General features: G+C 47.7%; 1 protein-coding gene. It reads left to right on the top strand.

What is annotated here, in order from left to right:
- Window positions 1–123 precede the first annotated feature (123 nt).
- Window positions 124–575 (top strand): heme exporter protein CcmB (locus tag ACS8FC_RS19520; RefSeq protein ID WP_439298006.1); only part of this gene is annotated, 452 nt, incomplete at its 3' end.

The raw sequence follows: 575 nt of genomic DNA, 5'->3' as shown, positions 1-575 counted from the left end.
TCAGTACCATCATTATAGGTAAAAGGATGAATAATGACAGACAGTCCAACGCAAGTGAGCACAACTATAACCGCTAATAAAAACTCAAATGTTATTGTCACAACGCCGCGCAGTATTGGGTTTATGCAGTTGTGGCGCCGTGAATGGCAAGTCAAGCAGCAAGGGGCGGTGCAATGGTTGTACCCACTGGTACTGTTTTTAGTGATTATCACTTTGTTTCCACTAGCGGTCGGTAGTGAGCCTGCGCTTTTGCAGCGTCTTGGCGTATCAGCCGTGTGGATTGCTGCATTGCTGTCCTTGGTGATGGGTGTTGACGGGCTATTTAAGCCTGCGCTTGATAATGGTACGCTTGCGCAATTGGTCGTTGCCAAAGCGTCACTACCGTTATGGGTGCTGATTAGACTGGTCATTCATTGGATTTTTAGCAGTGGTATTGTGGCATTGCTTAGTTTGCTTGCTGTGCCGCTGTTTCAACTCAGTTGGTTTGAAGCGTGGATATTGATGGCGTCTATCGTGACAGGCAGTCCGATGCTTTTGATGCTATCCGCGGTCGCCAGTAGCTTAACGCTGTCATT

The sequence above is a fragment of the Psychrobacter sp. 1Y4 genome, assembly GCF_051847555.1.
Note: the sequence above shows the minus strand (reverse complement) of the source record. Positions and strands in the feature narration are given on the sequence as shown.